This is a genomic window from Stenotrophomonas sp. OVS01A (assembly GCF_019969775.1).
Taxonomy (GTDB): domain Bacteria; phylum Pseudomonadota; class Gammaproteobacteria; order Xanthomonadales; family Xanthomonadaceae; genus Stenotrophomonas; species Stenotrophomonas indicatrix.
This window is the reverse complement of record NZ_JAHXYV010000008.1, coordinates 61,540-73,817: the sequence shown is the minus strand read 5'-3', so window position 1 is coordinate 73,817 and position 12,278 is coordinate 61,540. Positions and strand designations below refer to the sequence as shown.

Below are 12,278 nucleotides of genomic sequence, written 5' to 3'. Positions count from 1 at the left end.
CAGCTTCCACAAGGTCAGGACGGAATTATGCGGGAAACCCGCCAGCGGCGCCCGCCGGCCCCGGTTCCGGCGGGCTTCCAATCTGGCGCCGGGTTCGGGCTAGAATCGGGAACTCACCTTCCCTTAACGTGGATGTCGTCAATGCGCCGTTATGCCCATTGCCTGATCCTGCTGACGATGCCCTTCGCGGCATCTGCCACAGCAGCGCTTGATGACAGCCGTGGCGCCTGCGTCTACTCGGCCAGCGATGCAGCCTCGCAGCGCACACCGACCAACGCGCCGACAGCGACGGCCGCCAAGCCGGCACCGGTACGTCCGGCCGCCGCGACCAGCAGCGGCGGTGGCGGTGACGACGATGTACTGCAGCGCATCCGTGCGCCGAAGTGGCACAGCTACCTGCCGGGTATGTTCCGCTGATCAAGTCGTTGCTGCAGTGGTTGCGGCCCGCGCCGCGACCGATCGAAGACGCACACTGGAACGATGCCTGCCACCGCGCAGCGTGGTTGCGCGGCCTGGACGACGAACGGCATGCACGCCTGCGCGCGCTGACCACGCGCTTCCTGCATGAGAAGACCATTTCCCCGATCGGTGACCTGCAGCTGCAGCCGGCCGATGGCGTGCTGCTGGCCGCACTGTGCTGCCTGCCGCTGCTGGAGTTCGGCGAGGTGGGGCTGGAAGGCTGGTCGCAGCTGATCGTCTACCCCGATGCGTTCCGCGTGCATCGCAGCCATATGGACGCTGCCGGCGTACTGCACGAGTGGGATGACGAGCTGATTGGCGAGTCGTGGGACAGCGGTCCGTTGATTCTTTCGTGGGCCGATGTGCAGGCCGACCTGGCAGCACCGCATGAGGGTTACTGCGTGGCCGTGCATGAAATGGTGCACAAGCTGGATGCGCTCGACGGTGCGATGGACGGCACGCCGCCGTTGCCGCGTGCGTGGCAACGCGAGTGGGCTGCTGACTTCCAGAAATCGTACGACGCGTTCTGTGCGCAGGTGGATGCCGGCGTGGAAACACGGATCGATCCGTATGCGGCCGAGGCGCCGGAAGAGTTCTTCGCGGTGGCCAGCGAGTACCACTTCTCTGCGCCGGACCTGCTGGCAGAAGCGTTGCCGGAGGTGGCTGCGCATCTGTGGCGGTTCTATGGTGAGCCGCCGGCAATGGTCGGGTGATTCATCCGTCCGCCGGGCATGGCCCGGCGCTACCCGAGGGTCTACGTCGACCGGATCGGGTCGCAACGGATCGTTACGGCCCCGGCGGCAGCCGCACTTCGAAACGGGCGCCGCCCAGTTCGCTGGAACGGGACACCTGCAGCTCGCCGCGGTAGTCCTTGATCAGGTCCTGCACGATCGACAGGCCGATGCCGTGGCCCTGTACGCGCTCATCGCCGCGCACGCCACGCTGCAGCACCTTGCCGATGTCCTCCGGAGCAATACCCGGGCCATCGTCATCCACCGCCAGCAGCAGGCCGGCGCGACGCGCATTCGGCGCCGGCAACGGCTGCGCGGTCAGCAGCACGCGGCGCTTGGCCCACTTGAACGCGTTCTCCAGCAGGTTGCCCAGCAGCTCCTGCAGGTCACCCGGTTCGCCGTGGAAGCGCGCGGCCGGGTCGATATCGAATTCGCACAGCACGCCCTTGGACGCGTAGACCTTCTCCAGGCCGCGCACGATTTCCTCGGCGTTGGATTCGATCGGCAGCGGTGCCGAGAACAGCTTGTGGCCCGACGAGGCCGCGCGTGCCAGCTGGTAGGACACCAGGTTGTTCATGCGCTGCAGCTGCACGTCCAGCTCTTCGCGCAGGGCGCCATCGCCGGCGCCGCTGTCCATCTGCGTACGCAGCACCGCAATCGGCGTCTTCAGGCTGTGCGCCAGGTCGGCCAGGGTATTGCGCTGGCGTTCCAGGTTCTCACGCTCGCCCTCGATGAAGGCATTGATGCTGTCGGTCAACGGCTCCAGCTCGCGCGGGTGGCGCTCGCTCATGCGCTCGGTCTCGCCGCGCTGGACCTTGGTCAGTTCGGTGATCACCCGCCGCAACGGGCGCAGGCTCCACTGCAGGATGACCGTCTGCAGCAGCAGCAGGATCAGGCCGATGCCGCCCAGGTAGAACCAGACCCGGCTGCGGAACACGCGCAGCTGCGCGCCCAGCGCGCGCGAGTCTTCCATCACGTAGATGGTGTACGGGAATTCGGTGGCCGGGTCGGCGTCGGCATCCCACACCAGGCCCAGGCCATAGCGATACACCGAGCCCTGGCTGCCGTCGATCTGGATCATCGGCAGCGGGCCTTCGAACACTTCCTGGCGCGGAGCCAGCAGGCCGCCGCCGACGGTGGGCAGCATCGGGCCTTCGGCGGACATCGAATTGCCCTTGCCGTCGGGCATGACGACCTGCAGGTACAGGCCGCTGCCGGGCACGTCGAAACGCGGATCCGGCGGCTGCTCGCGGATGTACAGCGAGCGGTCGCGGGTGAAGTCGATGCCGGCCGCATAGGCGGTGGCATAGTTCTTCAGGCGCTCGCGCAGGTTCGCCTTCGCCGTATCGGCGAAGGCGGCATCAAGCGCGTAACCGGCCAGGGCCAGGAACGCGACCAGACCCACTGACGCGGCGAACATCTGGCGCGCCTGCAGAGAGCGCGGCCGCCAGCGTCGGAAGAACCACAGACGGCCGGACATCGTTTATCGCCTGTTGAAGGCCTCAGCCCTCGTTACGCGGAATCGCGAAGCGGTAGCCACGACCGCGTACGGTCTCGATCGGCTTCAGTTCGCCATCCGGGTCCAGCTTCTTGCGCAGGCGGCCGATGAACACTTCCAGCACGTTCGAGTCACGATCGAAGTCCTGCTGGTAGATGTGCTCGGTGAGGTCGGCCTTGGAGACCAGTTCACCGGCATGCATCATCAGGTACTCCAGCACCTTGTACTCGTAGCTGGTGAGGTCGACATTGCTGCCGGCCACGCTGACGGTCTGCGCTGCCAGATCCAAGGCAACCGGACCGCATTCCAGGGTCGGCTTGCTCCAGCCGGCGGCGCGGCGCAGCAGCGCGTTGACGCGGGCCAGCAGCTCTTCCACATGGAACGGCTTGACCAGGTAATCGTCGGCGCCCTGCTTCAGGCCCTCGACCTTGTCCTGCCAGCTCGAACGCGCGGTCAGGATCAGCACCGGGAACTTCTTGCCTTCGTCGCGCAGGGCCTTGATCAGCTCCATGCCCGACATCTTGGGCAGGCCAAGGTCGATGATGCCGACGTCGAACGGCACTTCGCGGCCCATGTACAGGCCTTCTTCGCCGTCCTGCGCTGCATCGACGGCAAAACCTTCGCGCTTGAGCCGGGCTGCCAGGGTCTCACGCAGCGGGGCTTCGTCTTCGACCAGAAGGATACGCATGAACTCTCCCTAGTGTGCTGGGTGCGGCCCGGAGGCCTGTGGGTACGGGTTGATAGCGACAACTATCCCTGTTCAGGGGTTATCGCCGCGTAGTGATGACATATCCGACCGCGGCGTGCGCGGCTGTGAACGTGCCGGGGCGGGGTCATCCATGTAGCGGACCCGACCGCGGTCGTCCATGTATTTGACCCGGTTGATGTCACGACCATCGAACGGCACACGCTCGGCGCCCAGGATGTGGCCACCGGTGGTGCGCTGCACGCGGCGCACGGCATCGGACAGCGAGCGCTCGTTGCTGGCGCCACGGCCTCCACGCTCCATCATTTCTGCGCGCCCCTGTTCCCGCTGCGGGTCCTGCGCCAGCGCCGAAGACAGCGGGGCAGCCGCCAGGACCACGCAGGTGGCCAGGGCAATACAGCGGTGGAAGGGAGCGGAAGACATCGATGCGATCCTAGCCGAGCACGGCGATTCGTTCAAAAGTCGTAAATCCGGGCACCGGAATGGAACCCGGCGTTTTACAAATCTTTTGCAAATTCTTGGTTTCGGGCAGTGAATCCGGTCTGAACTTTTCCAGATGCTCCAGACCGTTGTTCAGCTAAGTGAACATTCGGGACGAAACGGCCGCCCTTGTCAAGTCAGGAATGTGACTGACGTCACGCAGCGGCGCGGTCGGCTTCGCGTCCGGTGACTGCCAGCGCCTGCTCGACCAGTGCCCAGTCGGCACCGGGGCGATGGGCACCCTCGCTCAGCACCTGGCGGAATGCGCGGCCGCCGGGCTGGCCGTGGAACAGGCCGAGGATGTGGCGGGTGATGTGCTTGAGGGCCAGGCCCTCGCCCAGGCGGGCTTCGATGTACGGGCGCAGGGCGCGCAGCAGCTCACCGCGCGGACGCAGCGGCGCGCCGGTCTGCAGCGCTTCCAGCTGATGCAGCAGGTAGGGGTCGTGGTAGGCCGCGCGACCGAGCATGACGCCATCGACGTGCGCGGCCTGCGCCTGCACCGCCTCGATGCTGGCCAGGCCACCATTGAGCACCACCGGCCGTGCCGGGCGCTCCTGCTTCAGCCGGTAGGCCCAGTCGTACTTCAACGGCGGAACCTCGCGATTCTCCTTCGGCGACAGGCCCTTCAGCCAGGCATTGCGGGCGTGCACCACCACCATCGCGGCGCCGGCCTCGACCTGGCGATCGACGAAACTGGCGAATACCTCGTAGTTGTCGTCTTCGTCCACGCCCAAGCGGCATTTCACCGTCACCGGGATGTCCACTGCCTCGACCATGGCCGACACGCATTCGGCCACCAGCACCGGCTCGCGCATCAGGCAGGCACCAAAGCGCCCGGCCTGCACGCGGTCGGACGGGCAGCCGCAGTTGAGGTTGACCTCGTCGTAGCCCCAGTCGGCGGCGATGCGCGCGGCCTGCGCCAGCAGCGCCGGATCGCTGCCACCGAGCTGCAGTGCCAGCGGCTGTTCGCTGACATCGAAACCGAGCAGGCGCTGGCGATCGCCATGGATGACCGCATTGGCGTGCACCATTTCGGTGTACAGCCGCGCACCCGGCGCCAGCAGGCGGTGGAACACCCGGCAATGGCGGTCGGTCCAGTCCATCATGGGAGCGACGGACAGGCGCAGGGAATCAGCGTAACGGGCGGTGGCGGACGTCATCGGGCGGTTGATCGTGGAGACTGGCATTGCCAGTGAGATCAATAGTTTACACCGGGCGGATGAATGGCGGCGGGCAGCCGGGGATGCAGGCCGGGTTGCCGCTGCCGCCCTTGCGTGGGGATACTCGGTACGCGAGTTCCTGTTGCACCGCATCTGTTGGAAGGGAAGCCACAATGAAACCGACTGCATCCTCGCTGGCGGGCTCTGGCCTCGCTTGCCTCACCCTGCTGGCGGGACTGGCCTTGGGCAGTGGTTGCAGCAGCGTCCGCGACACGCGCCTTGCGGAGATCAAGCCCGGCCCACGATGCGACTTCACCGAAGGCGCCACCTTCGACAACCGGCCGTCCTACCTGTCGGCCGGACAGGAAAATGCGCCCATCGGCGCGCTTTCCAGGCTCTTTGGCGTCTACAACAAGGACATCCACCAGGTCACGATCCGCCAGGAGGCGAGCCGGCTGGTGGCCCGCTTCCATGCCGCCGACGGCACCGGCATCGAGGCTGCAGGCAGCGCTTCCAGCAAGAGCTACAGCGCCGAAGGAGAACAGCTGGTCATCAACCGGTGGTCATCGTGCAAACCGGGCGAGGCCGGCGCCGGCTGCGTCTGGTCGCGCGTGGAACTGTCCTGCACGGTGGAAAACGATCTGGTGGTGAAGCAGGTGGACGGAGGCGCGGTCCTGCTGGCCCTGATCATCCCGATGGGCCAGCGCAGGACCCAGTTCGGGGTGTACCGGCGGGTCGACCCTGCAGAATGAATCGACAGAAGGCCCCGGGTCGTTGGGCCCGGAGCCTTCGGCCACAGTGCAGCAGGCTTACAGGCCGCGGTTGCGCACCTGCTCCTGCTGCTGTTCCTGCACGCGTTGGTTGAACTGGACATCCAGTTCCTCGGTCTGGCGGGTGCTGGCCTCGACCGACTGCGACACGGCCTGTCGGCTGTCGACGAAGGTGCGCTGCGCAGCCGGGTCGCCGACATTGCCCTGCACGGCGAACAAGCCGCTGCCATCCGGGCGTGCGACCACATGGTCGATCTGGCGCATGCCGGCGACCTTGCTCTCGTAGGCCAGCTGGCCGGCGGCGCGTTCGGTTTCCTGCGCATTGGCGAACAGCGGGCACAGGCCAGCCTGCACGCGCTGCTGCTGCAGCTCCTGTAGTTTCTCCAGGGCCTGGTTGAAGCGCGGATTCTCGGCATGCGAAGGATCGCGCATGCTGGGCGCTGCCGGTGCGGTCGGTTCGGCGCGTGCCGGGGCGGCGGCGGTCTGCGCGCCGGCTTTCACTGCGGCCGGGTCGTCCAGGCGCGCCAGGGTCTGGCGGCCGGCCTTGCCATCCTGCTCCAGGCCGTTGTTGGCCTGGAACTGCTTGACCGCTGCCAGCGTGTCCTTGCCAAAGATGCCATCGGTGCCCAGCGCCTTGCCGTCGGCGGCGGTGTAACCCAACGCGGCCAGCTTGCCCTGCAGCGCCTTGACCTCATCGCCGCGTTCGCCCTTCACCAGCATGCCGTCGGCCATCGGCGCCTGCTGCGTGGCGCGTGCGGCCTGCGCTGCTTCCGGCCCCTGCGCGTGTACCTTGCCGCCGAGGGTGATGCGGTCGTTGAGCATGTCGCCGAGGTAGCGGCGGAACTGCGCCGGCTCCACTTCGATATGCGCATGCACCGGTTTGCTGCCGGCGTTCGACTGCTGGATCAGCGGGGCGCCATACTCGACGAAGTCACCGTTCTTGTAGGGCGACGTGCCGGCGGCGCCGTGCAGCACCTGGCCTACCAGCTCACGGCGCGGATCGCCGGCCGGGTGGCTGTAGAGGCTGATCGAATTGGTCGCGTCCTTGTTGAACTGCGCGTAGCCGGCCACCGGGTTCGGAATCATCACATCGCGGCTGCCCAGGCGATCGGTGAGGATCAGGTCCTTGCGCACCAGCGGAATGTCATTCTTGTCCTCACGTGTGCGGATGTTCTCCATCTCGCCTTCGACCATGCCCGATTGGCGGTCGGCCTTGCGGGCATCGCCGGTGCGCACGGCTTCGGCATTGGTGTTGGGATGATGGATCTTCAGTTCGCGATAGGCCGTTTCGCCACTGATGCCGTGGGCCAGCGTGCGGTTGCTGGTGACATTGCCGTAGGGCTCGATCACCGTGATGCGGCCGCCACCGGGGGCGGCCGCCACCGGCGCACCATCCGTAGAGGGCGCCTTCGGCTCGTGGCGTTCTGGCGAGGGTACCGATGGCGGTGCCGGTGTCTGTGCGGGTGGGCGAACCCCGGCGTTCAGTGCAGAAAGCGTGTCACGCCCCGCCTTGCCATCTTCTTCCAGCCCATGCGCCTTCTGGAACTGACGCACCGCGTGGTAGGTATCGCTGCCGAAATCGCCGTCGGGCTTCAGCACCTTGCCATCCACACCGGTGTAGCCGGCCTGCGCCAGCTTCTGCTGCAGCGCGAGCACTTCATTGCCGCGTTCGCCCTGCACCAGCACACCGTCGGCCATCGGTGCACGCGCCGGGCGCGCGGCGGACTGACGATGCGCCGGCTCGCCGAACGCCTGTTCGTAGGTCTTGCCCTGGTACGGCTGCGGGTCGTGGTTGATCCTGTCGTAGCGCGCCAGCGCAACCAGCTCGGACTTTTCATTGAGCGTGCGCTCGCGCAGCGAATCCCACTGCTTGGGCGAGCTCTCGAAATGGCGCTGGACGTTGGCGTGCTTGTAATCCTGCACGGCCCTGACAATCTGCTCGTCACTCAGCTCGGACAGCTTGTAATCATCACCATAGGCTTGTTTCAGGCCATTCTGGAATACACCACGGGTCATGTTGCGATACTGCACCGACGTGCTCCACAGCGCGTCCTGCACGGCAGGGCCGCGACCTTGCAGGTCCACGCCGACCTTCTTCAGGCGATCCATCTGCACGTCGTAATACTGGTGCTGGATGAAATCGTGCTGTTCCTGGGCGAAGCCCTTTTCGTCGCGTGCGGCCACCGCTTTCCAGCGCTCGCTGAAGGCTTCCGTCGCAGGCTTCAGGCCGTGGAACTGGTCCGCATAGCGGGACGACTTCAGGTACTCGTCCACCCCGCCAACGGCGCTGGCGAACTGGTAGCTGCCATAGGACACGCCGCCATGGTCACCCTTGCCCGAGGAAATCCAGCCTGGACCACGGTTGTCGGTTTCAAAACGGGCGGAGGTCTGGCCGCGATGCCAGTGTTCCATCGCCTTCCTTGCATCGGTCACTACATCCATGTCGAAGGACTCCTCTCAGTTGGCAATGCGGTGGATTGAGGTCACTTGCTGCGTGCAGCGGCCTGCAGCTGGTCAACGCGGTTGGCCACGCGGTTGATGCGGCACGACTGCGCGTCCAGCCTCTGGCCCTGGCCATCGGTTTTGGGATCCCAGCGGCAATGGCGATTGGTGTCCGACCACCAGGCAGCCTGCGCATCCATCCAGTCATCCTTGGCCTTGCTGTCGGGACTTGCCACGACACCGGCGACGATCTCGGCCAAGCGGTTTTCCTGGTAACTCAACTCCTCGTCGCCACATGCCTGCAGGCGTGCTGTCACCGCTTCGCTGGCGTCCACGCAACGGGTGTACGCAGGACGCAGGTTGGCCTGGGTGTAGGAGGCATCGGGCAGCGGCGCGGGAAAGTCATCGGCATCCGCGTCGGCATCGGCGGCTGTAGTTGCAGGCGTCGCGCTGGCCGGTGTCGATGTGGCTGCCGGTGTGGGCTCATCTGCGCTGGCGGCAGCGGCAACCGTGGCGCTGTCGGCCGAAGGGGCCTGGCAGGCGCCCAGCAACAGGCACAGCACCAGCGCAATTCCGCGTCGGATTTCAAAGGCGGATCGATCAATGCGCGCAGGCGCGCTCAAGGCTTGCATTGCTTGCTTCTCCCTGGTGAGTCGCCGGGTGGGTCGGCAAAGAGGAGCCGTCCATCGGCCCCATCACGGTGAGGATGCTACGCCAGCGCAGAATGCCGGTGCCTGACTGAATTCAGGTTTCAGCCGGACATCAACGGCGCTCGCGCGCCTGCAGTTCCACCGCGCGGTTGGCGTAGCGGTTGATGAGGCACGACTGCGCGTCCAGCGCCTGGCCCACGCTCTCTGTAGCCGGGCTGCAGCGCTTGTCGGTGTCCTCGGCCCAAGTGGCCTGTTCGTCCATCCAGCGGTCCTTGGCCGGACTGTCGGGGCCGTTCATCAGGCGCGCCACTTCGGCCTGCAGCTGCATCTGGTGGTAGGCCAGCTCGGTATCGCCGCAGGCCTGGATATGGTCGTTCATGCCACGGGCCTGCTGCACACAGCGGATGAATTCCGGGCGAAGCGTTGCCTGGGTGTAGGAGGTATCGGGCGGGCCGCTCTGCGCCATCAATGCGTCGGCACGGTTGGCCACGCGGAACAGGCGGCACTCCTGTGCCTTCAGGTCATCCACACCGGCATTGGTCGGAGCGGAGCAATGACGGTCGGTATCGCTGCGCCAGGTCGCCTGGGTGGCAAGGAACGCCTGCTTCGCAGCAGCGTCGAGCCCGGTCACAGTCTTGCTGGCACCCTCCTGCAGGCGCCCTTCCTGATAGGCCAGTTCATCCTTGCCGCAGGCCTGCAGCTTGCCCGCATCCTCCACGCCATCCACGCACCAGCCATAAGCCGGGCGCAGGCGACCGTCCGTGTAGGACGCATCCGGGTACCGAGAGGAATCACCGGTCACTGCATGGGGGGGCGCTGCCGGCGCTGCCGCGGCGAGCGGAACCGGAGCGGCCGCCGCTTCGGCCGATGCCGGGGTAGAAGGCGCCTGGCACGCGGTGAGCACCAGGCACAGGGCCAGCACCTTCCAGTACCGACGGCCGGAGGCGATCTGTTCATTGCCCCCATGGGCATCCATTACCTGCATTGCTTGCATCTCCCTTGCTTGTGGCCAGCGGGTGCCGGCCGGGAGGGTCCGTCCATCGGCCCCGATCACGGTGCAGATCCTACGACAGCGGCGGTTTCAGATGGCTGACTGAATTCAGCTTGCGCGGACGGCACCGCAGAAACCTGACGCGACCAACTTTGGAGCGGTGGTGGCCTGCTGCGACCGGCCACCACCGCTCCGTCACAGCTCGTTGGGCCGATCAGGCTGCACGATCGGCGCGTGCGTTTCGTAATCGGTCTGCTTCCAACCGCCCCCACCCTCTCCCGCAACCCACTGGAACGTCCAGGTTTCCACGAAGCCACCGGGAAGCTCATTGGTGATGGTGATCTTCTCACCGGCAGCACCCGAGGCCGGAAGCGGAACGGGAGGGGCCACTGCGGCAGAGGCCCAGGCATCGGAGGGGGGCCGGCGCTGCTGCACCGTAATCGTGCCCAGCTCCATCGTCCGCCGATCCGCATCCGGGATGCTGTCCAGCCACCGTGCGATCGCCGCCGCCTCAGCGGTTCCTGCGCGGTGGTGGGAAACATGTTCGATAACGATGCGGGGCGAGGTCGCAACCGCACTGGGCGATAGCGCCGTCAAGCCAAGACCCAGTGCGGAGTACAGAAGTACCGGAAACACGCGTATTGCGATCATCTCTCGTCCTTTTCCGATCTGTGCCGAATGCACGAAATCACAGTGCATCCGGTGAAGGCAGGCCTCAATCAGAAAACTTGCAAGCGAAAACAGCAAGCGGCCATCAGTACGCACCGCCCCTGTCCCCCACCTGTTCGATCAGCGTCTGGCTGGCCGCGTTGAGGCCGACAACACTGACTTCGGCGCCATGCGCGGCCAGCTTTTCCTGCGCGCGTTGCAGCGCGGCGACGGCAGTCAGGTCCCACAGGTGGGCCTCCCGCAGGTCGATGTGTACCTTCGGCGCCACGTGCTGGTAGTCGAACGCCGCACCCAGCTGTCCGGCGCAGGCGAAGAATACCTGGCCGCGCACGCGGTAGACCTGCATGTCCATGTCTGCAACGTCTTCGCGTTGCACGTCGAGCATGCGGCCCACCTTGCGGGCGAAGAACAGGGCAGACAACAGCACGCCGCTGAGCACACCCTTGGCCAGGTCGTGGGTGGCCACGGTGACCACCACGGTCAGCAGCATCACTGCCGACGAGCTGCGCGGATGCGTGCGCAGGTCGCGCAGCGAGCGCCAGCTGAAGGTGCCGATGCTGACCATGATCATCACCGCCACCAGTGCGGCCATCGGGATCTGCCGCACCAGGTCGCTGCCGTATACCACCAGCACCAGCAGCAGCACGCCGGCCACCAGGCAGGACAGGCGGCCTCGACCGCCGGAGGTCACGTTGATCACCGACTGACCGATCATCGCGCAGCCGGCCATGCCACCGAGGAAACCGGTGACCGTGTTGGCCAGGCCCTGGCCGACGCACTCGCGGTTGCGCTCACTGGGCGTCTCGGTGATGTCCTCGACAATCTGCAGGGTCATCATCGATTCGAGCAGGCCGACCACCGCCAGCGTGGCTGACACCGGCAGCAGGATGCGCAGCGTTTCCCAGGTGAAGGGCACATCGGGGATGAGGAAGTACGGCAGGCTGTCGGGCAGCTGGCCCATGTCGCCCACGCTGCGTACATCGATGCCGAAGCCGATGACCACGGCGGTGAGCACGATGATCGCCACCAGCGGCGAAGGCACTGCGCGGTTGATGCGCGGCAGCAGGTAGATGATCGCCAACGCGGCGGCGCACAGCACATACACGGTGGGGCCGCGGCCGATCAGCTCGGGCATCTGGGCCAGGAAGATCAGGATGGCCAACGCGTTGACGAAGCCGGTGATGACCGAGCGCGAGACGAAGCGCATCAGCGAGCCCAGCTTGAACACGCCGGCCAGCACCTGCAGCAGGCCGGCCAGGATGCTGGCGGCAAACAGGTACTGCAGGCCGTGGTCCTTGACCAGGTCGACCATCACCAGGGCCATCGCGCCGGTGGCGGCAGAGATCATGCCGGGGCGGCCGCCTGCAATCGCGGTGATGACGGCAATGGAGAAAGCAGCATACAGGCCGACCTTGGGGTCGACGCCGGCGATCAACGAGAACGCGATGGCTTCGGGAATCAGTGCCAGGGCGACGACGGTGCCGGACAGCAGATCACCACGGAGGTTGCCGAGCCATTGCTGGCGCAGGGGATAAGACGTTTGCATGGGAAAACTCCGCGCACACGCGGGCTGGGCCACGTGGCGCTGCAGTGAAAGACGCGGGTTCCTGAGCCGGTTGGGCCGGCTGCCGAGGGGCGGCAAGGGTCAGGGTGGCGTGATCACTGCAGTGCGTCGTCGGGGAGCGTGGAAGGGGCGCAGTCTACGGGAAGGGGCCGGGCGGC

Annotated in this window: 12 protein-coding genes; 3 read left to right on the top strand and 9 right to left on the bottom strand. The window is 66.3% G+C overall.

Annotated features, from left to right (window positions below):
* Positions 1-141: 141 nt before the first annotated feature.
* Both LC407_RS19450 and LC407_RS19445 read left to right on the top strand, forming a co-directional pair.
* A complete protein-coding gene (locus tag LC407_RS19450; RefSeq protein WP_025878320.1) occupies positions 142-417 on the top strand; it encodes a hypothetical protein in 276 nt (91 codons plus the stop codon).
* On the top strand, positions 384-1,172 hold the full coding sequence (locus LC407_RS19445; RefSeq protein WP_223483437.1) for a M90 family metallopeptidase: 789 nt from the start codon (positions 384-386) through the stop codon (positions 1,170-1,172). Before LC407_RS19450 ends, LC407_RS19445 begins: the two co-directional genes overlap by 34 nt.
* Before the next feature lie 73 nt (positions 1,173-1,245).
* Here the strand turns inward: LC407_RS19445 and LC407_RS19440 are convergent, their stop codons facing one another.
* From LC407_RS19440 to dusA, 4 genes are all read right to left on the bottom strand, one after another.
* Positions 1,246-2,670, bottom strand: a complete 1,425-nt coding sequence (locus LC407_RS19440) for a sensor histidine kinase (protein ID WP_032978238.1) — start codon at positions 2,668-2,670, stop codon at positions 1,246-1,248.
* Positions 2,671-2,692: 22 nt separating this feature from the next.
* Positions 2,693-3,376, bottom strand: coding sequence for a response regulator transcription factor (locus LC407_RS19435; RefSeq protein WP_004136763.1), 684 nt, complete (start codon positions 3,374-3,376; stop codon positions 2,693-2,695).
* A gap of 72 nt (positions 3,377-3,448) precedes the next feature.
* On the bottom strand, positions 3,449-3,817 hold the full coding sequence (locus LC407_RS19430; RefSeq protein WP_025878314.1) for a hypothetical protein: 369 nt from the start codon (positions 3,815-3,817) through the stop codon (positions 3,449-3,451).
* A 212-nt stretch (positions 3,818-4,029) separates the two neighbouring features.
* Positions 4,030-5,061 (bottom strand): tRNA dihydrouridine(20/20a) synthase DusA, encoded by a 1,032-nt coding sequence (gene dusA / locus LC407_RS19425; protein WP_223483436.1) that lies wholly within the window; start codon positions 5,059-5,061, stop codon positions 4,030-4,032.
* Between the two features lie 146 nt (positions 5,062-5,207).
* Between dusA and LC407_RS19420 the strand changes: the two genes are divergently transcribed.
* Positions 5,208-5,786, top strand: coding sequence for a hypothetical protein (locus LC407_RS19420; RefSeq protein ID WP_099786226.1), 579 nt, complete (start codon positions 5,208-5,210; stop codon positions 5,784-5,786).
* Between the two features lie 57 nt (positions 5,787-5,843).
* On the opposite strand, the gene LC407_RS19415 is transcribed toward LC407_RS19420, so the two are convergent.
* From LC407_RS19415 to LC407_RS19395, 5 genes are all read right to left on the bottom strand, one after another.
* Positions 5,844-8,246, bottom strand: a complete 2,403-nt coding sequence (locus LC407_RS19415; protein ID WP_059064037.1) for a peptidoglycan-binding protein — start codon at positions 8,244-8,246, stop codon at positions 5,844-5,846.
* A 41-nt stretch (positions 8,247-8,287) separates the two neighbouring features.
* A complete protein-coding gene (locus tag LC407_RS19410; protein ID WP_105163269.1) occupies positions 8,288-8,878 on the bottom strand; it encodes a lysozyme inhibitor LprI family protein in 591 nt (196 codons plus the stop codon).
* A gap of 130 nt (positions 8,879-9,008) precedes the next feature.
* Positions 9,009-9,872 (bottom strand): lysozyme inhibitor LprI family protein, encoded by an 864-nt coding sequence (locus tag LC407_RS19405; protein WP_223483435.1) that lies wholly within the window; start codon positions 9,870-9,872, stop codon positions 9,009-9,011.
* Between the two features lie 210 nt (positions 9,873-10,082).
* Positions 10,083-10,634: a hypothetical protein gene (locus tag LC407_RS19400; RefSeq protein ID WP_223483434.1), complete on the bottom strand. Its 552-nt coding sequence runs from the start codon at positions 10,632-10,634 to the stop codon at positions 10,083-10,085.
* A gap of 7 nt (positions 10,635-10,641) precedes the next feature.
* Positions 10,642-12,102 carry a SulP family inorganic anion transporter gene (locus LC407_RS19395; RefSeq protein WP_223483433.1) on the bottom strand — a complete coding sequence of 487 codons (1,461 nt, stop codon included), beginning with the start codon at positions 12,100-12,102 and terminating at the stop codon, positions 10,642-10,644.
* Positions 12,103-12,278 lie beyond the last annotated feature (176 nt).

Coding starts and splice junctions, on each gene's coding strand:
- LC407_RS19450 (WP_025878320.1), top strand. CDS start 142: ATGCGCCGTTATGCCCATTGCCTGATCCTGCTGACGATGCCCTTCGCG.
- LC407_RS19430 (WP_025878314.1), bottom strand. CDS start 3,817: ATGTCTTCCGCTCCCTTCCACCGCTGTATTGCCCTGGCCACCTGCGTG.
- LC407_RS19415 (WP_059064037.1), bottom strand. CDS start 8,246: ATGGATGTAGTGACCGATGCAAGGAAGGCGATGGAACACTGGCATCGC.
- LC407_RS19440 (WP_032978238.1), bottom strand. CDS start 2,670: ATGTCCGGCCGTCTGTGGTTCTTCCGACGCTGGCGGCCGCGCTCTCTG.
- LC407_RS19405 (WP_223483435.1), bottom strand. CDS start 9,872: ATGGATGCCCATGGGGGCAATGAACAGATCGCCTCCGGCCGTCGGTAC.
- LC407_RS19395 (WP_223483433.1), bottom strand. CDS start 12,102: ATGCAAACGTCTTATCCCCTGCGCCAGCAATGGCTCGGCAACCTCCGT.
- dusA (WP_223483436.1), bottom strand. CDS start 5,061: ATGCCAGTCTCCACGATCAACCGCCCGATGACGTCCGCCACCGCCCGT.
- LC407_RS19420 (WP_099786226.1), top strand. CDS start 5,208: ATGAAACCGACTGCATCCTCGCTGGCGGGCTCTGGCCTCGCTTGCCTC.
- LC407_RS19435 (WP_004136763.1), bottom strand. CDS start 3,376: ATGCGTATCCTTCTGGTCGAAGACGAAGCCCCGCTGCGTGAGACCCTG.
- LC407_RS19410 (WP_105163269.1), bottom strand. CDS start 8,878: ATGCAAGCCTTGAGCGCGCCTGCGCGCATTGATCGATCCGCCTTTGAA.